At 68.9% G+C, this 19,122-nt stretch carries 24 protein-coding genes; 4 read left to right on the top strand and 20 right to left on the bottom strand.

Features of this window, described 5'->3' with window-relative positions:
* On the top strand, positions 1-439 hold a 439-nt coding region (locus IV088_RS15090), incomplete at its 5' end, for an SMP-30/gluconolactonase/LRE family protein (RefSeq protein ID WP_291103595.1).
* A 39-nt stretch (positions 440-478) separates the two neighbouring features.
* On the opposite strand, the gene IV088_RS15095 is transcribed toward IV088_RS15090, so the two are convergent.
* Genes IV088_RS15095 through IV088_RS15110 form a run of 4 tightly spaced genes read right to left on the bottom strand, consistent with a single transcriptional unit; the run spans position 479 to position 2,307 of the window.
* A complete protein-coding gene (locus IV088_RS15095) occupies positions 479-766 on the bottom strand; it encodes a hypothetical protein (protein ID WP_291103602.1) in 288 nt (95 codons plus the stop codon).
* A 52-nt stretch (positions 767-818) separates the two neighbouring features.
* Positions 819-1,196 carry a DUF1801 domain-containing protein gene (locus IV088_RS15100; RefSeq protein WP_291103605.1) on the bottom strand — a complete coding sequence of 126 codons (378 nt, stop codon included), beginning with the start codon at positions 1,194-1,196 and terminating at the stop codon, positions 819-821.
* Positions 1,197-1,243: 47 nt separating this feature from the next.
* A complete protein-coding gene (gene map / locus IV088_RS15105) occupies positions 1,244-2,035 on the bottom strand; it encodes a type I methionyl aminopeptidase (RefSeq protein ID WP_291103607.1) in 792 nt (263 codons plus the stop codon).
* The gene (locus IV088_RS15110; protein ID WP_291103609.1) at positions 2,035-2,307 is read right to left on the bottom strand and encodes a ParD-like family protein; all 273 of its coding nucleotides are present in this window, start codon (positions 2,305-2,307) and stop codon (positions 2,035-2,037) included. Before IV088_RS15110 ends, map begins: the two co-directional genes overlap by 1 nt.
* 202 nt (positions 2,308-2,509) lie before the next feature.
* On the opposite strand from IV088_RS15110, the gene IV088_RS15115 reads away from it, so the two are divergent.
* A complete protein-coding gene (locus IV088_RS15115; protein WP_291103612.1) occupies positions 2,510-4,510 on the top strand; it encodes a PAS domain-containing sensor histidine kinase in 2,001 nt (666 codons plus the stop codon).
* A gap of 92 nt (positions 4,511-4,602) precedes the next feature.
* On the opposite strand, the gene IV088_RS15120 is transcribed toward IV088_RS15115, so the two are convergent.
* From IV088_RS15120 to IV088_RS15155, 8 genes are all read right to left on the bottom strand, one after another.
* Complete coding sequence (locus IV088_RS15120) at positions 4,603-4,800, bottom strand: hypothetical protein (RefSeq protein ID WP_291103615.1); 198 nt, start codon at positions 4,798-4,800, stop codon at positions 4,603-4,605.
* Between the two features lie 100 nt (positions 4,801-4,900).
* Entirely contained in the window at positions 4,901-5,209 is a 309-nt protein-coding gene (locus tag IV088_RS15125; protein WP_291103617.1) for an antibiotic biosynthesis monooxygenase, read from the bottom strand.
* Complete coding sequence (locus IV088_RS15130) at positions 5,206-5,943, bottom strand: VOC family protein (RefSeq protein ID WP_291103619.1); 738 nt, start codon at positions 5,941-5,943, stop codon at positions 5,206-5,208. Before IV088_RS15130 ends, IV088_RS15125 begins: the two co-directional genes overlap by 4 nt.
* Positions 5,940-6,533 (bottom strand): nucleotidyltransferase family protein, encoded by a 594-nt coding sequence (locus IV088_RS15135; RefSeq protein ID WP_291103622.1) that lies wholly within the window; start codon positions 6,531-6,533, stop codon positions 5,940-5,942. Before IV088_RS15135 ends, IV088_RS15130 begins: the two co-directional genes overlap by 4 nt.
* A 16-nt stretch (positions 6,534-6,549) precedes the next feature.
* Complete coding sequence (locus IV088_RS15140) at positions 6,550-7,320, bottom strand: hypothetical protein (RefSeq protein WP_291103625.1); 771 nt, start codon at positions 7,318-7,320, stop codon at positions 6,550-6,552.
* A gap of 27 nt (positions 7,321-7,347) precedes the next feature.
* Positions 7,348-8,064 carry an enoyl-CoA hydratase/isomerase family protein gene (locus IV088_RS15145; RefSeq protein WP_291103628.1) on the bottom strand — a complete coding sequence of 239 codons (717 nt, stop codon included), beginning with the start codon at positions 8,062-8,064 and terminating at the stop codon, positions 7,348-7,350.
* Positions 8,065-8,133: 69 nt separating this feature from the next.
* A complete protein-coding gene (gene phhA / locus IV088_RS15150; protein ID WP_291103630.1) occupies positions 8,134-9,024 on the bottom strand; it encodes a phenylalanine 4-monooxygenase in 891 nt (296 codons plus the stop codon).
* Positions 9,025-9,026: 2 nt separating this feature from the next.
* Positions 9,027-9,335 (bottom strand): 4a-hydroxytetrahydrobiopterin dehydratase, encoded by a 309-nt coding sequence (locus IV088_RS15155; protein WP_291103633.1) that lies wholly within the window; start codon positions 9,333-9,335, stop codon positions 9,027-9,029.
* Positions 9,336-9,453: 118 nt separating this feature from the next.
* On the opposite strand from IV088_RS15155, the gene IV088_RS15160 reads away from it, so the two are divergent.
* A complete protein-coding gene (locus tag IV088_RS15160; protein WP_291103635.1) occupies positions 9,454-9,951 on the top strand; it encodes an Lrp/AsnC family transcriptional regulator in 498 nt (165 codons plus the stop codon).
* A gap of 210 nt (positions 9,952-10,161) precedes the next feature.
* Here IV088_RS15160 and IV088_RS15165 read toward each other — a convergent pair whose 3' ends face one another.
* From IV088_RS15165 to IV088_RS15185, 5 genes are all read right to left on the bottom strand, one after another.
* Positions 10,162-10,722 carry a metal-dependent hydrolase gene (locus tag IV088_RS15165; protein WP_291103637.1) on the bottom strand — a complete coding sequence of 187 codons (561 nt, stop codon included), beginning with the start codon at positions 10,720-10,722 and terminating at the stop codon, positions 10,162-10,164.
* Positions 10,723-10,735: 13 nt separating this feature from the next.
* Complete coding sequence (gene creD / locus IV088_RS15170; RefSeq protein WP_291103639.1) at positions 10,736-12,094, bottom strand: cell envelope integrity protein CreD; 1,359 nt, start codon at positions 12,092-12,094, stop codon at positions 10,736-10,738.
* A 106-nt stretch (positions 12,095-12,200) separates the two neighbouring features.
* Positions 12,201-13,721 (bottom strand): heme peroxidase family protein, encoded by a 1,521-nt coding sequence (locus IV088_RS15175; protein ID WP_291103642.1) that lies wholly within the window; start codon positions 13,719-13,721, stop codon positions 12,201-12,203.
* 236 nt (positions 13,722-13,957) lie between these two features.
* Positions 13,958-15,319: an MATE family efflux transporter gene (locus IV088_RS15180; RefSeq protein WP_291103644.1), complete on the bottom strand. Its 1,362-nt coding sequence runs from the start codon at positions 15,317-15,319 to the stop codon at positions 13,958-13,960.
* Complete coding sequence (locus tag IV088_RS15185) at positions 15,312-15,782, bottom strand: MarR family winged helix-turn-helix transcriptional regulator (protein ID WP_291103646.1); 471 nt, start codon at positions 15,780-15,782, stop codon at positions 15,312-15,314. The genes IV088_RS15180 and IV088_RS15185 overlap by 8 nt, the downstream gene beginning before the upstream one ends.
* Positions 15,783-15,837: 55 nt before the next feature.
* Here IV088_RS15185 and IV088_RS15190 point away from each other — a divergent pair, with 55 nt between their 5' ends.
* Positions 15,838-16,392, top strand: coding sequence for a PaaI family thioesterase (locus tag IV088_RS15190; RefSeq protein ID WP_291103648.1), 555 nt, complete (start codon positions 15,838-15,840; stop codon positions 16,390-16,392).
* A gap of 19 nt (positions 16,393-16,411) precedes the next feature.
* On the opposite strand, the gene creC is transcribed toward IV088_RS15190, so the two are convergent.
* From creC to IV088_RS15205, 3 genes are read right to left on the bottom strand one after another with little or no spacing between them, the layout of a single operon-like run.
* Positions 16,412-17,851, bottom strand: coding sequence for a two-component system sensor histidine kinase CreC (gene creC / locus IV088_RS15195; RefSeq protein ID WP_291103652.1), 1,440 nt, complete (start codon positions 17,849-17,851; stop codon positions 16,412-16,414).
* Positions 17,852-18,535: a two-component system response regulator CreB gene (gene creB, locus IV088_RS15200; RefSeq protein ID WP_291103654.1), complete on the bottom strand. Its 684-nt coding sequence runs from the start codon at positions 18,533-18,535 to the stop codon at positions 17,852-17,854. It lies immediately after the preceding gene.
* Between the two features lie 59 nt (positions 18,536-18,594).
* On the bottom strand, positions 18,595-18,996 hold the full coding sequence (locus tag IV088_RS15205) for a hypothetical protein (RefSeq protein ID WP_291103657.1): 402 nt from the start codon (positions 18,994-18,996) through the stop codon (positions 18,595-18,597).
* Between the last annotated feature and the right edge of the window lie 126 nt (positions 18,997-19,122).

A 19,122-nucleotide genomic window follows, 5' to 3' on the forward strand; every position in this document is an offset into this window, starting at 1 on the left:
CAACGTGCCCAGCCCCAACGGCATCGTGCTGTCGCTGGACGAGCGGTTCCTGTTCGTCGCGGCCACGCGCGGCAACTGTGTGTGGCGCATGCCGCTGCTGGCGGATGGTGGTGTGTCCAAGGCCGGGCAGTTCTTCACCTCTTACGGCCCCAGCGGCCCGGACGGCCTGGCGATGGACAGCGCCGGCCAACTGCTGGTGGCCAACCCGGGCCTGGCCTATGTGTGGGTGCTCAACCACCGGGCCGAGCCGGTGCAGGTGCTGCGCGCCGAGACCGGCGCCTCACTCACCAACCTGGCGTTTGGTGGCCCCGGGCGAAAGACGCTGTATTGCACCGAATCGACCAGCAGCTCCCTTCTTTGCGCGCCGATGGAAACGGCAGGTGCCACCGTGCACACCGGCGCCGCGAGGCCTCTGTTGGACGGTCTGGCGCGCCGCTGAAGCGGCGGCAGCGCGGGCGGCTCCGCCTTTCGGGCCGGTCTACCGCGCAATCTTGCGTTCAATCTCGGCCACCACGCCCGACCGCAAGGTCAGGATGGTGAGCGTCTGCGGATCTCGGGCGTGGGGAAAGTAAGCCCAGGTCTTCTCCTCCGGTTGCCCTTTGAAGTTTTTGACGAACGCCTCGTGGTCGGGCTTGCCGATCTTGAACAGCACTTCGCCCTCGTGCATGCCCTTGCGGATGAACCCGCGATCCCGGGGGTCGGCGGCGAGAGCGACCGCGTTGAAAGTGACCAGCAAGGCAACAACCAGGGCCTCTTTGTTGGACATGAGTGACTCCTTCGCAACGAAGTGATGCATCAGTGGACGCCGGGGCTGTGAACTATGCACCGTCTGCCACGCGGGCGAGTTTCGCGGCTTCCGTGACCAGACGAACGGCAGTCTCCTGGCGCAAAGGCGTGCCCTCTTTCAGTTCCAGGGTGGCCATCTGGTATTTGCCCCCAGGCCGCAGGCGGGGCTCGATGTGCCGCAGGCGCTGACCTTCCCAGAAGCCGAACAACACGCGCGTGGGTTCCGCTCGGATGAGCAGCACCGGCCCCTCAGCGAAGCACACGATGTGACCCCACTTCAGCCGCTCTTCCAGCTCGGGTGCGGCCTGGCGAACCACCGAGCGCAAGGCCTGGGCGCAGCGTTGTGGCCAGCCGCTCAGACAGGCGATGTACCCGTCGGGATCTGTCGCCGATGTCAGGACCATCTTCATGTTGTCCCCCTCTGCTCTGTTGACCGTGGATGCCGCTCGCCTGGGTGTCACACCGCTGCGTAAGCCCCCGTGCCACCCGGCCACGCCGTCAGCACCTCGTACCCCTCGGGCGTGACGGCCACCATGTGTTCCCACTGGGCGGACAGCGAGCGGTCCTTGGTCACCACAGTCCATCCGTCGGACAGTTGCCGTGTCTCGCGCTGGCCGGCGTTGAGCATGGGCTCGATGGTGAACACCATGCCGGCCTCTAGCCTGAGCCCTTGCCCGCGTTGCCCGAAGTGCAGCACCTGCGGCTCGTCGTGGTAGATCTGGCCGATGCCGTGCCCGCAGTACTCGCGCACCACGCTGAAATGCGCCTGGTGGGCGACCGTCTGGATGGCGTGGCCCACGTCGCCCAGCGTCGCCCCCGGTCGGACCTGCCGGATGCCGGCGAGCAAGGCTTCGTAGGTCGTCTCCACCAGGCGACGGGCCAGGGTGCTGGGGGCGCCCACGAAGAACATGCGGCTGGTGTCGCCGAACCAGCCGTCCTTGTTGACGGCCACGTCGATGTTGACGATGTCGCCCTTCTTCAGGATCTTGTCGGGCGAGGGGATGCCGTGGCAGACCACCTGGTTGACCGAGGTGAGGATGGTCTTGGGGTAGCCGTGGTAGCCCAGGTTGGCGGGAATGGCGCCCTGCACGTTCACGATGTGCTCGTGGCAGAGGCGGTCGAGCGCCTCGGTGCTCACCCCCGGCACCACGTGGGGCTCGATCATGGCCAGCACCTCGGCGGCCAGCTGCGCGGCCCGCCGCGACTGGCTCAGCTCTTCAGGGCTCTTGATGGGAACGCCGCGCGCCATCAGTGTTTCCCCGTCGCGGGTGCGCGGGGCCTTTCGGGGGCTGTGGTGGGAGCGGCCGTGGGCGTGGCCGCTGCCGTGATGTCCAGGCCCCCCGTGAGTTCGGCCTTGATCAGCAGCTGGCAGATGTCGCGGTAGTCCAGCTCGGGGTGCATCTCGGTCAGCATGCCGACCCGCATCCAGTGCTCCGCCTGCGCGTTGATCGACCGGCTGAGGGCGCTCCCCGCCACCCGCAGGTTTTCGTGCATCAGGTCTGAAATCTTGACAATGCCCATGGATCCACCTCTATACGAAACATGTACGGATTGTATTCGTTTCGTATGTCCTGATGCCGACCAGGCAGCGCCACCTTCGATGGGCAGGGCCCACGCTGATGCGCACCGATGGCCGACACCCACCGAGTGCCTGCCGCTCGCGGCGATCAAGCACGACCCGGGCGAATTGCGCAACCGGCCATTAACCGGGACACTGTGTTGCATGCACCCACCGAACCGCCCTGCCCACGACGCGCCGTCGATCGGACAGCTGGCCGAGTTCGTTCCAGGGGCCCTGCTCCGCTACCGCGTGCGGCCCGACGGCACGGACCGCATCGAGCACATGAGCGGTGGTTGCCTGGACCTCTGGGAAATCACGGCCGCCGATCTGGCGGACGACACCCGCGCCCTCTGGGGCATGGTCGATCCGAGCGACTTGCCGGGCTTCGCCGCATCGATCGCCGAGTCGGCCCGGCTGCTGAGCGACTGGTCGTTCCAGTGGCGCATCACCACGCCCTCAGGGCGTCGCAAGTGGCTGCACGGGGTCGGCAGGCCGCGGGCACAAAGCGACGGCAGCGTGCTGTGGCACTCGTTCATCCTGGACGTGACCCACCACCAGCAGACCCGGGAGAGCCTGAGCGCGAGCGAAGAACGTTTTCGCCAGCTGATCGACGCCATTCCCAACGTGGCGGTGCAGGGCTACGACGCCCAACTGGTGTGCAGGTTCTGGAACCAGGCGTCCGAGCGCCTGTACGGCTACAGCGCGGTGGAGGCGGTGGGCAGCAGCCTGCTGGACCTCATCATCCCCGCGCCGATGCGCGACGCCGTGGTGAGCGCCACGGCGCAGATGATGCGCAGCGGCGAGGCCATCCCGGCGGCTGAACTGGTCCTGCAGCGCAAGGGGGGCCGCCCGGTGCCGGTGTATTCCAGCCACGTGCTGCTGCGGCGGGACGGCCACGCACCCGAGTTCTTCTGCATCGACTACGACCTGACCGAGCGCCAGACCGCGGAGAACACGCGCCTGCAGCTGCAGTCGCAGTTGCGCGAGTCGCAAAAGATGGAGGCCCTGGGCACGCTGGCCGGCGGCGTGGCGCACGACTTCAACAACATCGTGGCCGCGATCCTGGGCAACGTCGAACTGGCCCTGGACGACCTGCCCGCGGCGCACCCGGCGCGCACCAGCCTGCAGGAAATCCGCAAGGCGGGGCGGCGCGCGCGCGACCTGGTGCAACAGATCCTGGCCTTCAGCCGGCGCCAGGACAGCACGCGCGAGCCCACCTGCCTGCGGGCCGTGCTCGAGGACACGCACCGCCTGCTGCAAGCCACCTTGCCCACCGACCTGACGCTGCTCGTGCACGCCGACCCGAACCTGCCGGCGGTGATGGCCAACGCCACGCAGATCGCGCAGGTGATGCTGAACCTGGCGACCAACGCCCTGCAGGCGGCGCAGGGCCGGCCGGGCGCCAGCGTGCAGCTGCGGCTCGAGCGCATCGAGCGACCCGAAGCGGCGCCCGGACGCGACGAACTCCAGGCCCTGGCCCTCAACGGCGCCTGGCCCGGCACAGGGGTTTGCCTGAAGGTGATCGACAACGGCACCGGCATGGCCCCCGAGACGCTGGCGCGCGCGTTCGAGCCCTTCTTCACCACCAAGGCCCCCGGCTCCGGCACCGGCCTGGGCCTGGCGGTGGTGCACGGCATCTTGCGTGAACACGGCGCGGCCCTGCGCGTGAGCAGCCAGCGCGGCGTCGGCACGGTGTTCACCGCCATCTTCCCCGGATTGACCGACGCTGCCCCCGACGAACCGGTGGCTGCCACACCGGAACCCGCCCCCACCGGCAGGCCCTGGGGCGACGCGCCCGCGCCCCACGTGGTGTACGTCGACGACGACGAGGCCATGGCCTTCCTGGTGCAGCGCCTGCTGGAGCGCGACGGCTACCGCGTGAGCGCGTACACCGACGCGCAAGCGGCGCTGGATGCGCTGCGCCAGGGACCGCTGGACGTGGCGCTGTGCATCACCGACTACAACATGCCGGGCATGTCAGGGCTGGGGCTCGCCCGCGAGATCAAGGCCCTGCACCCCCAGCTGCCGGTGGCCATCGCCTCGGGCTACATCAGCGAGGAACTGCGCCTGGGCGCGCCCTCCGCCGGTGTGGACGAAGTGATCTTCAAGCCCGACACGGTGGAAGCGATGTGCGCGGCCATTCAGCGGCTGCTCCCGCACTGAGGCCGGCTGGGTGGGTGGTCGGTTCGCATCGCGCGACCGTCAGACCGAACCCCCACCAGTTCCGTCGACCCGGCGAAGGGGCCGTCCACCACCTACCGCTGGCCGTGGGCCACCGCAACACGCGCCCCTTGGGCGGCGGGGTTCAAGCCTTCGGACGCCACCAGCACCCCGGCCTGGTGCATCTCCTCGCTGAAGCGCAGGCACGCCTTGAAGCGTTCGACATCGAACCCAGGCGGCTGATCGGTCGCCGGATGCTCCGGGCTCGACTGCGCGGTGATGGTGAATCGCACGGCTGGCCCCCATCGTGGACGGTTCCCGATGCGACGGCGACGAACGAGCATGGGTCCAATCGACAAGACCCGCGCAGAAGCCCGACCGCCGGACGGATGCTCAGGCCCCTTTGGTCCACACCGGTGTGAGGGCCGTGATCTGGGGCGGACCGGCCAGCAAGGGCTCCACGTCTTTCAGGTACGCGGCATAGGTGCTCGTTCTCAGAAATTCCTGGGAGGCTTCCAGGCTCGAATACTGCTGGAAGGCGCAGATGGCATCCGGATCGGCCTGGTCAAAGCAGTAGAAGTAGGCGGTGTGCCCCGGGTTGGACGCAATGGCCGGCGCCATGTGCTTCTCCCAGATCTTCCGAACTGCCTCGCGCTGTCCAGGCTGGGTCTGGTGTTTGATGATGAGTGCGAACGCGGTCATCGGGATCCTTTCGGTGAAGGTGGTTCAAGGGACCTGACGGACTGTAGCCCGCCGAAGTCGCCGGACACACCGGGCACTGCCGGTATCGGCAACGTGCCCGCCATCGAACCATCCACCCCCACCAGGTCCAGGGTCAGGCCCTGCGCAGCCCCCTCGCCTGGCAGCAGCGTGAGGCCTGACGCGGCGGCCAGCGACACCAGCGCGGCACAGGGCGCCACGCCCGCCGCCAGCCGCAGCACGAGCCCCCGGGCTTCGCCCCACCCCGCGTCCCGCTGCAAGCGCCCCCGCCGCTCGGCAGGCCAGTCGCGCGGCGCCTCCCGGCCCGGCGAGACGAAGAGCATGGGTTGCATCGGGTCGTCGCTGTCGGTGGCGACCGGGATGCCCATGCCCGACGGCAGGTAGGGCGGCCGGTAGTCCCAGACCGGCACGCCCGCGTCCGCCAGATCACCGCGGACCGCGATGCCGAACGGGCAGGTGCCCAGCGTGCGCCACCGGCTGCGCTCCCACAGGCGGGTGCGCGCGATGGGCCCGCTGCGGGCTTCGGCTTCGCTGGTGAGCCAGAGCAGTTCGAGGTAGAGGTTGTCGAAGGCAAAACACACGTTGGCCGTGCCCTGCCCCGGGTGCGCGCGGCGGTAGGTTTCCACGAGGCCGAGGCGCCGGAGGGCGTCGATCTCGGGCCCGTCGGGCTCGATGAACACGAAGACGTGATCGATCTCCAGGCGGTGTGCATTCATGGGCGTCCGTCTTCTTCCGTCGGCACCACGCTCAGCCAGGGCCAGCGTTGCTGGTAGCTGCGCGCCTTGTCGCGGAACATGGCGGGCTGGGCGAAGCGCGGGTTCATGCGCAGCACGCCGCGCTGCAGCTCGTCCAGCCCGTGGGGCGCGTACAGCCTGCGGGTGCGCACGTCGATGCCCACGCAGGTGCAGGCCACGAGGTAGCGGTCGATGCCGTCGGTGGTGCGGGTGAGCTGGGGGTAGTCGGCCTGAAAGCGGTCGCGGTACCAGAGGTGGACCCGCGCCTGGTTCTTCACCTCGACCTTCACGTTCAGGTCGGCGGTGAGTGCCTGCACGGCCTGGATCACGCGGTCCTCGGCTTCCCACGACAGGTCGTCGCCGTCGAAGTAAAAAACATCGTGGTCGTTCACGCCCCAGCCGGGCGCCCTGCCCGCCTGCCGGTTCCACACGGCCTGAAACAGGCAGCCGGCGGTGAGGTGGCATTGCGGCAGGCCCAGGCCGCCCAGCCGCTGAAGCAGCTCGGCGTTGACCGGGTTGGCCAGCGCGAGGGAGACGAAGGACGCTTCGTTCAGGCGCTCGACGGGGTACATGGGGAAGGTTCGAGGGTCAATCGGTGGTGCCACCGTTGGCCAACAGCGCCTTCGCCGCGTCGATGCGAAGGGCCAGTGCCACCGTGGCGTCGTTCATCACGTCGAGCAGGAAGCGGCGTGGGTCCTGGTAGGGGCCATTCAGGGCGCTGTGGGACGTGCTGGCGGCGGGCGGCTGCGCAGGTACCGCTGCGGGTGCCGGAACGGGCGCGGCCGCAGCGGGCTGCAGCTGCACCATCGCCGCCTGCCACTCGGCCGGCGTGACGCTGTTCAGCCGGCTGAGCAGCTCGGCCTGGGCGTCTTTGCCGGGCTGAAAGTCGAGCGAGGGATCCTCGCCGAACACAGCGGGCAGATCGGGCGCCACGAAGGCGGACCAGCAGCCGGTGTCGGGGTTCAGTGCAGGGATGCGCGCCGTGTGGGGCTGCGGCGGGGTGGTGGCGGCGTCGGGGCCGGGCCAGAGCGGCAGGCGCGCGGGCGCCACCTCGGCCAGGTAGCGCCGGCACAGGCCCTGCAGAAAGGCCGAGGCCTCGGCCAGCGGCACGGGCTCGGCGAGCGAGAACCACAGCTCGAAGGCATCCACCCCGTTGACCGCGATGGCCGGCGCGGGCCAGGCCAGATCGGCCTGCACGCCGCGCCACACGGGCGCGAGCAGTTCCCAGTCGGCGGGGCCACGCAAGGCGAGCACCAGCGCGCGCACCCGGCCGTCCGCGCCGATCAGCCCGGAGGCGTCGCCCGCCTCGGCGGTGGGTGGCAGGTAGAGGCGTTGGTATTGGGTTTGCAGGCGGTCCATGCGGGGCATGTTACCTGCCGGTCGCGCTCAGCGTGGTGCCGAAGGAATCGCTCCACCCAGCGTGCGCTGGACCTTGTTTTCTTCCTTGATGGCGCGGTCGAACGCTTCCAGGCCGATGCCGTTGAACACGCGCTTGAACTGCCACGCCACCTCGGGGTTGAGCGCCGCGAGGGTCTGGGCGGTTTGTCGGCCAACCCCGTCCAGATCGGCATCGTCCACCGACTTGTGGATCAGCCCCCAATCCACCGCCTGACGCGCGCTGAAGGCCTCGCCCAGCATCGCCAGCGCCTTGGCGCGTGCCCACCCCACCGAGGCGGGCAAGGTCGCGGTGAGGCCGCCGGTAACGAACACACCGAGGCCGGCTTCGGGCAGCTTGAAGCGGGTGCTCTCGCCGGCCACCACCACGTCGGCGCACATCATCCACTCCAGCCCCGCCCCGACGGTCCAGCCATGGACCTGGGCCAGGATGGGCTTGGGGTTGCGCACCATGGCGTCGGCGACGGTCTGCACCAGCTCCAGATCGCGCTCGGTGGGCGGCGCTCCAAGGTCACGGCCGGCACAGAAGGCCATGCCACGGCCCCGCAGGCGGATGGCCCGCACGGCGGCGTTGGCGGCGGCCTTGTTCAGCGCGTCCAGCAGGCACAGCGCCATCGGGTTGTCGATCGCGTTGAGCTTCTCGGGGCGGTTGAGGCTGAGGGTCAGCACACCGTCGCGGATCTCGGTCAGCAGGGTCGGTTCGTTCATGGGGTTGACCCAGAGTGGGGGCCACCCCATTGTGCGGGGTTGAACACCCCGAGCACCGTTCGCGCCCGCTCAGGCGCCGTGCGCTTTCGCACGGTGGTGGCTGCCGTCACCGCGCTGGAACAGCAGGTCTTCGGGCAACACGTCGCCGGGCTGCAGCTCAGCCTTCCGCGCAGCGCGCTCGTACAGCGGCGCGAAATCGATCTGCGTGAACGCCAGCAGCTCATCGAGATCGCGGATCACGAAGTAACTTTCCTGGAAGTCGTCGATGCGGTAGTTCGTGCGCATCAGCCGCTCCAGGTTCAGCCGGATGCGGTGGGGCGAGGGGCTCTCGAGGCTGAACACGGTTTCGGTGAACGACGAGGCGATGCCCGCGCCATAGATGCGCAGACCGTCGGCCTGTTGCAGCAGCCCGAACTCGATGGTGTACCAATAGACCCGCGCGAGCTGCGCCAGGTTGCCCAGGCCCTGCGCGCGCAGGCCGCCCTGCCCGTAGGCCTGGATGAAATCGGCGATGGCCGGGTTCATGAGCATGGGCACGTGGCCGAACACGTCGTGGAACACGTCGGGTTCTTCGAGGTAGTCCAGCTCGTGCGGCCGGCGGATGAAGTTGCCGGCGGGAAAACGGCGGTTCGCCAGGTGATCGAAGAACACATCGTCGGGCACCAGGCCGGGCACGGCGACGATCTGCCAGCCGGTGCGCCGCATCAGCACCTCGGAGAGGCGGCGGAAGTCGGGGATTTCATCGGCGCCGATGGGCAGGTCGGTCATGCCCTGCAGGAACTGATCGCAGGCGCGGCCGGGCAGCAGCTTCGTCTGCCGCTCGAACAGCGTCTTCCAGGTCGCGTGGTCGGCGGCGGTGTAGCTCGCCCAGCCCTGGTCGATGGTCCAGTCGGCGTTGGCGGGGCGGTGGTCGCCGCCGGCGGCCAGGCCGTGTTTCTGGGGGGCGTCCGCGGTGATCATGCTCACGCTCCTTGTGGCACCAGGCTGGCGAACACGGCGTCGGCCCGGGTGGCCCAGGCGATGTCGCGGGTGGACAGGCCGTTGGCGTCGTGGGTGGTGAGCGTCACGTCCACGCGGTTGTAGACGTTGAACCACTCGGGGTGGTGGTCCATCTTCTCGGACACCAGCGCCATCTGCGCCATGAAGCCGAAGGCCTGGGCGAAGTCCTGGAAGCGGAAGGAGCGGCTGATGGCGCCGCGCCCGGCGTCCACGGTCCAGGCCGGCAAGTCGGCCAGCAGCTCGCGGGTCATCTGCACATCGAGAGGGGTCATGGAAGTCTCCGGTTCGGCCGCTTCGGGCCGTTGTTGATGATGCACAGTTTGCACCGCTTCATGGACAATGGGCTTGCATCCATGCCCCCAAAACCCTGCCTTGACGGTGGAATCTCTCATGAACGCTGACATCGACGACGAATCCTTGCACCCGTCTTCGCTCGACCGACTGGACCGCCGCATCCTCGCCGTCCTGCAGGCCCAAGGGCGCATCAGCAACCAGGAGCTGGCCGCGCAGGTGCACCTTTCCCCCGCGCAGAGCAACCGGCGCCACAAACGGCTGGAAGCGATGGGCTACATCAAGCGCTACGAAGCGCGGCTCGACGCCGACCGGCTCGGCCTGGGGGTGACGGCCTTCGTGCACATCACCATGGACCGCGGCCAGTTCAAGGAGGTGCAGAAGTTCCAGCGCAACGTGGGCAAGATGCCGCAGGTGCTGGAGTGTTACGCCGTGACCGGCGATTTCGACTACGTGTGCAAGGTGGTGGCGCGCGACCTGAAGGCCCTGTCGGACTTCCTGCTCGGCACGCTGGCGCAACTGCCCGGCGTCAACGGCGTGCGCTCCAGCGTGTGCCTGAACGAGCTGAAGAACACGGGGGCGCTGCCGCTGGACTGAGCGGCAGCGCGGCGCCGATCCAGTGCAGCCGCAGTGTCAGCAAGAACACCCGGCTGGCCAGAAGCCGGCGATCACGCCCTGCCCGGTTCGGGTTCGAGGCTGGATCGCCGACGGGTGACTGCAGCGCATCGAGCACCGCCTGCAACTCGCTCGACAGCGCGAGCGCTTGCGGGGTAGAGGGAACGACCCCTGACGATGGAGACACTGGAGTCATCCTTGGGTGGCGCATGGGGTGCTCCCGTTGATCCTCAGGCTGCGCACGCTGTGCCAGCCCGCGCGCAGCAGCAGCACCGCGTTGGTGATCAGCAGCAGCGGCAGGCCGATCCAGAGCAGCTCCTGCCGAAAGCGCTCCATGCCAAACAGCGGCACACCGCGCATGGGGACCGGTCGCCAGTCGAGACAAAGGCGAGCGTCGTCGAGGGGCCAGAGCCAGGCGCTGCAGATGCCGCGATCCAGCAGGCCGTCGAGCACGGGGTGCGAGAGCGTGCACAGCGCCAGGAAGGTGGCCGCGCCCAGCCGCCGGCGCCATCCCGGCCCCGCCCACAGCGAACCGAAGGCGCCCAGGGCCAGCGCAAAAGCGATGGAGTGGGTGAAGCCCCGGTGGCCGTAGGGGCCGTTGTAGCGGTCCAGCCCGAGCGTGACGAGGGCAAAGTCGGCGTCGGGCAACACGGCAAAACACGCGCCCGCGAGCGTCAGCCGCCAGCCCACCCGCTGCACGCCAGCGGCCACCGCCAGCGCGATGGCCGGGGCGAAATGAAGGTAGGTCGCCATGGTGTTCCCCTTGTCAGGACCGGGGGGCTTCCAGGCCGGGCGTGGGCGGTGCCGCGTCCGGGCCCATCACGTGGTACCAGTCGATCTTGCGCGTGGCGACCATGATCGCGGCGAGCACACCGAAGAGCAGCAACGAGCCCATCATCAGCGCGTTGTCTTCCGAGATCAGGATGCCGTAGAGAACGCCGTACAACGCCACCAGCATGCCGCCCATGCCCAGGCCGGCGCCCCAGCCCCCCAGCACATGGCGCAGGTAGTGCGCGAGCAAGGCGATGCAGCCGGCGCTGGCGATCAGGTAGGCGAAGCGGAACGCCAGGTGCTCGGACAGCGAGAGCAGCAACAGGAAGAACAGCACCATCGCGGTCCCGATCATCAGGTACTGCATCGGGTGGATGCGCCAGCGCTTGACCATCTCCAGCACGAAGAAGGCGGCGAAGGTGAGCACGATGAACATGAGGCCGTATTTGGTGGCGCGCTCGGTCAGGCGGTACACATCCACCGGGTCGTCCAGCCCCACGGAGAACTGCTCCACCGGGGGCGCGTTCTCGCCCTTCTGCCCGAACTGCGCCTGCGCCTGGCTGGAGAGCGAGGGCACGCGCCAGGTTGCCTCGAAGCCACTGGCGCCGACGCTGCGGGCGCGCGGCAGGAAGTCGCCGCCGAAGCTCGGGTGCGGCCACGGCGAGCGCAGCGTGACGCTGTTTTCGTCGGCCAGCGGCACCCAGCCGATGCGGCCGGTGCCGGCCAGGTCGAACGTCAGATTCAGGTCCAGCACGGCACCGGGTTTCAGCTGGGCCAGGTCCACCCTGGCGGCCAGCGGCAGCGGGCTGCTGCCCGGCGCCTGCCCCACCGGCAGCGCCTGACCCGCCAGGTGCAGTGTCGGCGCGGCCAGCAGGCCTCGCGCGTCGCTCACGCCCATCAGCAGCAGCGGCTGGCCCAGTGCGAGCTGCCCGCCGCGGTGGCGTGGCTGCACCTCGTTCCAGACAAAGCGGCCGGTGGTGGCGTGCTGGCTGGTGTAGACCGTGACCGGGAAGATGCCGCGCGAACGGATCTCGGTGTCCAGCGTGCTCTTCGTGTCCAGCGTCTGGGGAAACTGGATCGACACACGCTCTTCGCTCACCAGTTCCTCGCGGGTCTGGCCCACCTGCCCCTCGACCTTGACGGTGCGCAGAAAGGTCTCGGTGTAGGGCAGCCAGAGCACCGGGCCGGTGATGGTCTGCGCGCCGGCGTGGGCGCGCGCCACTTCCTGGGTGGCGTCGTGGCGGTTGGCCGTGCGCTCGGCGATGACGTCGCGCACGAGCGCCAGGGGAATGGCCAGCAGCGCCATCAGGAAACCGATGAGCAGCAGCTTGCTCAGCAGGGGATGTTTGTTCACTTCTCGCTCCGTGGTTGAAGACGGAGCGATTCTTGAAAACGGGCGTGCGGCGCTCGTGTGGGCTGTGTGAAGCGGGTGTGAAAACCCGCGAGAACACCCCCGCTGTTCAGCCCAGAGGATTGATCACGCCCGCCGCAGGGATGTTGCCCTGGCCCTTCATGCTTTCCACGAACTTGAACAGGTCGGTCATGGTGAAGTGGGCTCCCGCCTTCGGCAGTGCGCGCGGTGTGCCACCGTTGAGCACGCTTTCGGGATCGTCCTTGATGAGGCCCACGATCACCTCCGCGACGATGGTGCCTCCGATCGGACCCAGGTGTTTGCCACCCTCCAGCACCTCGGCTTCTTTCAGGATGTAGAACCACAGCGGCGTCTGGTGGGCCAGCTGGTGTTGCTTGACCACGGCGCCTGCGGTACCGGTTTCCAGTTGCTCTGCGGTCAGCGGTGCGATGCCCATGCGTGCGGCCACCGCCTGGCCCGGTGGCAGTTTGTAGTGTTTGGCGCCGCGCACCAGGTTGAGCTGCGCCAGGAACGGTGCGTCGGGGGCGTTGCCGATGCGCAGGCGGTCGGTGAGCGCGGCGTCAATGGCAAAGGCTCTCTGCGCCGGGGCGCCCAGCCCATCGAACATCTGCCGCCAGTCGAGCAGCCAGTTCGTGGGGTAGCGCGTGCCGCCGAGAAAGCCGCCATCGCCTGTGAAGGTGAAGGCCAGTCGGAAGTCCGCGAGTTGGGGACCCGCCGCAAAGTTGAACACCTTGTTGAAGTTGTAGGCGGGGCGAACCATGCTGTGGCCGAACCGGTAGGCGGCACCCGCAAACTCCAGCGGCATGTAAGGCGAACTGGCCAGATAACCCGGGCCGATCAGGTAGTACTTCAGCTCCTGGAGCGCGTTGGCCACGTTCTGCGCACCCGCCACCGCCGGCAGGTACTCGTGCAGGACGATTTGCTGGTAGTGGTGCGTCACAACCTTGCGCACATCGGCAAACGAGAGCTCGGGGAAGCTCAGGCTGACCGCGTTGTGAAAGTGCAGCATCGTGCGGTGGAGCTGCGCCACGATGAGGTTCTCATCGTTGCGCTTGTCACCCAGCACGGCCGTCCTTTCAGAAAGACCGTCGGCGACACGGGGAAGGTCATAGAGTTGGCCGTCCATGGCCTGTACCTGGGCATCGCCGCCGCCGGGAGCAGCAGGGGGAACAATCTGCGCCGGCCCCACCAGCATCTGCGCCGAAGCGGTGGTGGTGGCGCGCTGGTACAGGTAGGGCTGGTCGCGTGGGCCCGATCCGTACACGCTGTCCAGGTCGAGTGCCGGCGTGCGGAAGTTGACGAGGTCGTCCACATCCACCGCATTCTCGCCCAGGCTGGTGGGGTCGAAGGTCATGTCGTGGTCGACGAACTGGCCGAAGTAGGTGAAGCCGGCGGGAATGACGCCGTCCTTGCGGTCGGCCACGTGCATGGCCGCGCCCAGTTCCCGCAGGATGACATCGTCCTGGGCCGGATTGCCGGTGGTCCAGGGCACGGCGGCGAGCTCCGGGAAGAGCAGGCCAAAGCGGCCCGGCTTTTGCAGATTGCTGCGGGTGGGGTTGGCGTTGTCGGTGCTGTACCCGTGGCTGCGGGCATGGGGCTTGTGGTCCATCATGAAACTCCTTGGCAAGCGCGGACGCTGTCCGCTCAGACATGGAATGGCAGATTCACGTGGGCGACTGTCTGCTTCCAAACGACCCGTTCCCAATGCAGTGCTGCTGTCGATCGTCCGCCGCTGTGCCGGGTGAACGCGTCATGGCGATTGCTTCCCGGGGCGGCCATCGTATGCCTGTGCCTGGGCGAGTGAATCCTCCGCTTGGGGGAGCCAAGGGGTCAAGAGAGCAGGCCCTAAGCCTTTTCCACCGCCCAGGGCGTGTAGCGGACAAACAGCACCGAGCTGATGCCGTAGACCGCCATGCCCGCCGACAGCAGCGCGAAGATGGTCCAGGTGGGGGTCTGCCACATCGCCAGCAGCGCGCCGCCGCCGGCCACCATCACCAGCCGCAGCGTGCCGGCCAGCACCGGGCCGAGGGCCTTGCCCGCGCCCAGCGAGGAGAAATACAGCGACAGCCCCAGGCCGAACAGGCCGTACACCGGGCCGGCCCAGCGGAAGTAACCGGCCGCCGCGGCCAGCACCGCCGGGTCCTGCGTGAACAGGCCGGTCCAGAGGTCGGGCGCCAGCGTCACCACAAGGCCCAGCCCGCCGAGGATGGCCGTCGCCAGCCCGGCCGCGGTCCAGGCGGCCTGGCGCGCGCGGGCGACCTGTCCGGCCCCGATGGCCATGCCCACCAGCGGCACCGAGGCCACACCAACCGCGAAGGCGATAGGCACCAGCAGGAATTCGAGCCGCGTGCCGATGCCGTAGCCGGCCAGCGCGTCGGTGCCGAACTGCGCCACCAGCCGCGTGAGGATCAGGATGGTCAGCACCGTCTGCAGCGGCGAGATGCTGGCCACCGCCCCCACGCGCAGGATGTCGGCAAAGCGCGCGCGCTCCAGGCGCGTGCCGCGCACGTGCAGCGCGATACGCGAGCGCCCCGACACCAGGTACCGCCACAGCCAGGCCGCGCCCACGCCGTAGGCCACCACACTGCCAGCGGCGACGCCCGCCATGCCCAGGCGCGGCAACGGCCCCCAGCCCAGTCCGAGCGCGCCGCCCAGCGCCACCTGCAGCAGCGCCACCACGAACAGCGTCGCCGAGGGCACGGCCATGTTGCCCGACCCGCGGATCACCGAGGCCAGGGTGTTCACCAGCCAGACAAACACCGAGCCGAGGAAGGCCACGTTGGCATAGGCCATGGCCTGCGCCAGCGCCTCGCCCTGCCCGCCCAGCAGCGCCAGCAGGGTCTCGCCCAGCGAGAGCATGGCCACCATGTACACCGTGCCGGCCACCAGCGCGATCCACAGCGCATGCACCGCCAGCGCGTTGGCCCGTTCGGGATGGCCCGCGCCGAGCGCGCGGCTCACCGCCGACGACACCCCGCCGCCCATGGCGCCGGCCGACAGCATCATCTGGAACATCACGAAGGGGAACACCAGCGCCATGCCGGCCAGCGCGGGCGAACCGAAACCGCCAACGTAGACGGTCTCGGCGATGGCGGCCAGTGCGGTCGCCAGCATCGCGCCCATGTTGGGCAGCGCGAACCTCAGCAGCAGGGGCAGGATGGGCGCGGTCAGCAGCGGCTGGTCGGCGGCGCGAGCGGGCTCACTCATCGGACACCTCCACAGCGTCCACCGGATCGAGCTTGTCCATCGACGCGTCGATCAGCGTGTGCAGGGCCACCACCTGCTCCACCCCGAGCAGGCGGTTGATGCCTTCCTGCGCCACCTTCCAGCGCCGCTTGGCCTCGGCGCGCTTCTCGCGGCCGGCGGGCGTCAGGCTCACCAGCCGGCTGCGCGCATCGTCGCCCGCCGACACCAGCACCCAGCCCGCGTCCACCAGCGGCCGGAGGTTGCGCGTGAGCGTCGAGGCGTCCATCTTCAGGCCCGCCGCCAGCTCGCCCGGCCGCACCGGCCCGAGCTTGTCGACGTAGGACAGCAGCGAGTACTGCGTGGTCTTGAGCCCCGCCCGCGCCATCTCGACGTCGTAGAACTGGCTCACGCGGCGCATGAGCTGGCGCAGCTTGAGGTTGGTGCAGCCTTGCGGCAGGATTTTGGTTGGGGTGCTTGCGGCCATGGTTTGATTGTATCTACAATGATTGCATATGCAACACTTTTGAGGAACCGAGCCCATGGACACCGAAAACATCCGCCTTCGCTGGGAACAGGAAGAAGCCGCCGTGCGCGAACGCATCGCCGCGGGGGGCGGCAAGGTCGGCGTGGCCCGCCCCGAACAGGTGGCCGGCAAGTCGGGCCTGGAGATCATGCAGGCCCTGCTGCACGGCGAACTGCCCGCGCCGCCGATCAGCGAGACGCTGGGCTTCGCGCTGATCGAGGTCGGCGACGGCCACGCGGTGTTCCAGGGCGAACCGCAGTTCAAACACTACAACCCGCTGGGCACGGTGCACGGCGGCTGGTACGCCACCCTGCTGGACTCGGCGCTGGGCTGCGCGGTGCAGACCAAGCTGCCCGCCGGCATGGGCTACACCACCGCCGAACTGGGCCTGAACATCGTGCGCTCGGCCAGCGACAAGACCGGCCCGCTGCGCGCCATCGGCAAGGTGATCCACAGCGGGCGGCAGATGGCCACCGCCGAGGCGCGCATCGTCGGCCCCGACGGCAGGCTCTACGCCCACGCGACCACCACCTGCTTCATCTTCGACGCCACAGCGAGGGCCAGCCGCTGAAGCACGGTCGCGCAGCGCGTCAGGCCGGCAGCGTCCAGCTCGCGCGGCAGCCGCGCGGATCGCTCACGTTGTGAATGCGCAGCGTGCCGCCGTGCAGTGCGCTGACCTCCTGGACCAGGCACAGCCCGAGGCCCGAACTTTTTTCCTGGGTGTCGGCGCGCGGCAGCGAATAGAAGCGCTCGAAGATGCGGTCGACCGCGTAATCGGGCACGCCCGGCCCCTGATCCCGCACCGACCATTCCACCCGCCCTTCCTCGCGTCGCACCGTCACCTCCAGCGCGCCCTCGTGCGGTGAGAAGTCGATGGCGTTGTCCAGCAGGTTCTGCAGCGCCTGCGCGATCAGGAAACGGTCGCCGCGCACCGTGGCGCCCTCGTCCAGCGAAACCTGCACCTGCAGGTCCTTGCGCCGCAGCTTCGGTTCGGCCGTGTGCAGCAGCTCGCGCGTGAGCGCCGCCAGCTCCACCGGCTCGACCGTGCGCAGGTGGCGCAGTTGCTCCACATCGGCCAGCGCCAGCAGGCGGTCGATCAGCTGCTGCAGACGCTCGGTCTGGCGCTGGATGTTGGCCGCGAAGCGCTCGCGCTCGGCCTCGGGCAGCGGCTCCTGCAGCAGCTCGGCCGCGCCGCGGATGCCCGCGAGCGGGCTTTTGAGCTCGTGCGTGAGCGTGTGCACGTAGTTCTCGACATAGGCCTTGTCTTCGAGCTTCAGGCGCATGCGCTCCACCGCCTGCGCGAGGTCGCTGAACTCGGTGTTGCCCGAAAGCCGCCCCATGCGCGGCAGCTCGGCGCGCTCGCCCTGCGCCACCGCGTTGGCGTAACCGCGCAGGCGCGAGAGCGAGCTCGCCATCCACCAGGTGAACAGCAGGCCGATCAGCAGCGAAAAACCGAGCAGACCCCACGACCAGTTGAGGATGCGGTCGCGACTGCGCTGGATGTAGGGCTCCAGCGTCTGGTTGGGCCGCGCCACCGTCAACACACCGATGATCGCCTCGCCGTCGCGGATGGGCGCGGCCACATGCATCACCGTGCGGTCGGCGTCGTAGGCGCTTTCGCCGCTGGAGCGCGCGCCGTACTCGCCGCGCAGAGTCTTGAACACATCGTTCCAGCGCGAGTGGTCTTTGCCGAGGTCCTGCCCCCGGCTGTCGAACACGACCATGCCGCGTGCGTCGGTGACGGTGATGCGGTAATCGATCTGGTTTTTCTGGAAGCCCCAGATCTCGGCCCTGGGTTTCAGCGAAGGCAGCGCCGTCATCGCCTGCGCGAAGCCACCGGTGGCGATGGTGCCGGCCTTCATGTCGGGCGTGGCGAGCTGGGCCAGCGCATAGGCCGCGTCCACCAGGCTGTCCTCCATCGCGAGGCGCGTGCCGGGTTTCACCTCTTCGAGAAAGATGCGCAGCACCACGAACAGCGCCAGGCCCAGCACCAGAAAGAACCCCAGCAGGAGACGCAGGCCGATGCGCATTCAGATGTGCAGGGAATAACCCATGTTGCGGTGCGTCTGGATCAGTTCGGCGCTGACACCCGCTTCGCGCAGCTTGGCACGCAGCAGCTTCACGTGCGCGTCCACCGTGCGGTCGGCGGTGTCGGGCGCGTCGCCCCAGACCAGGTCCATCAGCTCGGCGCGCGAGAAGATGCGTTGCGGGCGCTTGAGCAGCGTGGCGAGCAGCAGGTATTCGTAGCGCGTGAGCGCGAGCGGCTGGCCGGCGCAGCGGATGCGCTGGGCGGTTTCGTCAAGCTGCAGCGTTGCGGCTTCACCGCTGGCGGCTGGCGCGGCGGGCCGGCCCGCGCTGCGCCGCAAGATCGCGCGCACCCGGGCACACACCTCGCGCGGTGAAAAGGGTTTGCTCACGTAATCGTCGGCACCCAGCTCCAGGCCCAGGACGCGGTCGATCTCTTCGTTGCGCGCCGTGAGGAAGACGATGGGCAGCTCGCTGGTCTTGCGGATCGCGCGGCAGACGTCGAAGCCATTGCCGTCGGGCACGCCCACATCGAGGATGGCGAGGTCGGGCGCCTGGGCGCGGAAGGCCGCGAGCGCTTCGCTCGCGAGCCGCACATGCGTCACCTCGAAGCCTTCGCTCGTCAGTGTGTAGAGCAGCGTGTCGGCAATCGCGGGTTCGTCTTCCAGCAGCAGGATGCGTTGCGCCATGGATCGGTGGTTCGGGTGGTGGGGAATCTGCCCGCGATCATAGGCGGGGCACCGCCCCGTCAGCAGGCCAGTGATTCGCGGAACCCGGCACCGCCCGGCGTGGCGCAGCGGACTTCGGTGGCGCTGATGCGCAGGCTGGCGCCGTTGCGCAAGGCCAGGTTCAGGCTCACTGCGCCCCGCCATTCGGCAGGCACAGGCAGCCGCCTCAGCGTCTGGCCATCCACCACCAACGCACCCTCGCGCACCGCGCCCAAGCATTCACCCAGCGCGGTGCCTTCGTCCAGAACCAGGCTCGCGCCCAGCAGGGTGATGACCAGCCCCTGCAGAAAACCGTCCACCGGGCGGGCGTCGGCCCCCTCCCCTGGCTGCCGCGCCGGCGCCACCGGGATGCGCAGGGTGATGGTGCCGCCGTCCAGCACCACGTCGGCCAGCTGCGCGTCGGCGAGTTCGATGTGGGTCATGCGCGTGGCTCAGGCAGCGCCGAAGATCACTTCCAGCTCGCGGCGCATCACGCTGAGGCCATCACCACTCCGCAAAACTGCCGTCCTTGTGCCGCCACACCGGGTTGCGCCAGCGGTGGCCCTCGG

The sequence above is a fragment of the Hydrogenophaga sp. genome, from assembly GCF_018780075.1.
GTDB lineage: Bacteria > Pseudomonadota > Gammaproteobacteria > Burkholderiales > Burkholderiaceae_C > Hydrogenophaga.

What these genes read in the sequence shown, in the direction of transcription:
- IV088_RS15165 (WP_291103637.1), bottom strand. Translation starts at nt 10,722, where the DNA reads ATGGCGACCTACCTTCATTTCGCCCCGGCCATCGCGCTGGCGGTGGCC.
- IV088_RS15125 (WP_291103617.1), bottom strand. Translation starts at nt 5,209, where the DNA reads ATGACCGCGTTCGCACTCATCATCAAACACCAGACCCAGCCTGGACAG.
- IV088_RS15110 (WP_291103609.1), bottom strand. Translation starts at nt 2,307, where the DNA reads ATGGGCATTGTCAAGATTTCAGACCTGATGCACGAAAACCTGCGGGTG.
- IV088_RS15145 (WP_291103628.1), bottom strand. Translation starts at nt 8,064, where the DNA reads ATGAACGAACCGACCCTGCTGACCGAGATCCGCGACGGTGTGCTGACC.
- IV088_RS15160 (WP_291103635.1), top strand. Translation starts at nt 9,454, where the DNA reads ATGAACGCTGACATCGACGACGAATCCTTGCACCCGTCTTCGCTCGAC.
- creC (WP_291103652.1), bottom strand. Translation starts at nt 17,851, where the DNA reads ATGCGCATCGGCCTGCGTCTCCTGCTGGGGTTCTTTCTGGTGCTGGGC.
- IV088_RS15135 (WP_291103622.1), bottom strand. Translation starts at nt 6,533, where the DNA reads ATGTACCCCGTCGAGCGCCTGAACGAAGCGTCCTTCGTCTCCCTCGCG.
- IV088_RS15155 (WP_291103633.1), bottom strand. Translation starts at nt 9,335, where the DNA reads ATGACCCCTCTCGATGTGCAGATGACCCGCGAGCTGCTGGCCGACTTG.
- phhA (WP_291103630.1), bottom strand. Translation starts at nt 9,024, where the DNA reads ATGATCACCGCGGACGCCCCCCAGAAACACGGCCTGGCCGCCGGCGGC.
- IV088_RS15175 (WP_291103642.1), bottom strand. Translation starts at nt 13,721, where the DNA reads ATGGACCACAAGCCCCATGCCCGCAGCCACGGGTACAGCACCGACAAC.
- IV088_RS15095 (WP_291103602.1), bottom strand. Translation starts at nt 766, where the DNA reads ATGTCCAACAAAGAGGCCCTGGTTGTTGCCTTGCTGGTCACTTTCAAC.
- IV088_RS15185 (WP_291103646.1), bottom strand. Translation starts at nt 15,782, where the DNA reads ATGGCCGCAAGCACCCCAACCAAAATCCTGCCGCAAGGCTGCACCAAC.
- IV088_RS15190 (WP_291103648.1), top strand. Translation starts at nt 15,838, where the DNA reads ATGGACACCGAAAACATCCGCCTTCGCTGGGAACAGGAAGAAGCCGCC.
- IV088_RS15115 (WP_291103612.1), top strand. Translation starts at nt 2,510, where the DNA reads ATGCACCCACCGAACCGCCCTGCCCACGACGCGCCGTCGATCGGACAG.
- IV088_RS15180 (WP_291103644.1), bottom strand. Translation starts at nt 15,319, where the DNA reads ATGAGTGAGCCCGCTCGCGCCGCCGACCAGCCGCTGCTGACCGCGCCC.
- IV088_RS15205 (WP_291103657.1), bottom strand. Translation starts at nt 18,996, where the DNA reads ATGACCCACATCGAACTCGCCGACGCGCAGCTGGCCGACGTGGTGCTG.
- IV088_RS15140 (WP_291103625.1), bottom strand. Translation starts at nt 7,320, where the DNA reads ATGGACCGCCTGCAAACCCAATACCAACGCCTCTACCTGCCACCCACC.
- creB (WP_291103654.1), bottom strand. Translation starts at nt 18,535, where the DNA reads ATGGCGCAACGCATCCTGCTGCTGGAAGACGAACCCGCGATTGCCGAC.
- IV088_RS15130 (WP_291103619.1), bottom strand. Translation starts at nt 5,943, where the DNA reads ATGAATGCACACCGCCTGGAGATCGATCACGTCTTCGTGTTCATCGAG.
- IV088_RS15100 (WP_291103605.1), bottom strand. Translation starts at nt 1,196, where the DNA reads ATGAAGATGGTCCTGACATCGGCGACAGATCCCGACGGGTACATCGCC.
- map (WP_291103607.1), bottom strand. Translation starts at nt 2,035, where the DNA reads ATGGCGCGCGGCGTTCCCATCAAGAGCCCTGAAGAGCTGAGCCAGTCG.